Source organism: Paracoccus wurundjeri, from assembly GCF_030678915.1.
GTDB classification, from domain to species: Bacteria; Pseudomonadota; Alphaproteobacteria; order Rhodobacterales; family Rhodobacteraceae; genus Paracoccus; species Paracoccus onubensis_A.
On the sequence record NZ_JAUUTZ010000070.1, the window covers coordinates 1 to 353 of the forward strand.

Annotated in this window: 1 protein-coding gene; it reads right to left on the bottom strand. The window is 79.6% G+C overall.

Annotation, left to right across the window (positions count from 1 at the left end):
• Positions 1-133: 133 nt before the first annotated feature.
• The coding region (locus tag Q0601_RS24650) for a hypothetical protein (RefSeq protein WP_305292861.1) at positions 134-353 on the bottom strand (220 nt) is incomplete at its 5' end.

Genomic DNA, 353 nt, shown 5'->3' on the forward strand with positions numbered 1-353 from the left:
GTTCTGCTTGATCCGCGCCAGACCTGGGAAGATCCGGCAGCCTATGACAAGCAGGCGCAGAAGCTGGTGCAGATGTTCAGCGACAATTTCGCACAATATCTGTCCGCCATCGACGATGAGGTTCGCGCGGCTGCTATCGGCTGATCGACATATTGCAATGGGGGGGGGGGGGGGGGGGGGGGGGGGGGGGGGGGGGGGGGGGGGGGGGGGGGGGGGGGGGGGGGGGGGGGGGGGGGGGGGGGGAGGGGGGGGGGGGGGGGGGGGGGGGGGGGGGGGGGGGGGGGGGGGGGGGGGGGGGGGGGGGGGGGGGGGGGGGGGGGGGGGGGGGGGGGGGGGGGGGGGGGGGGGGGGGG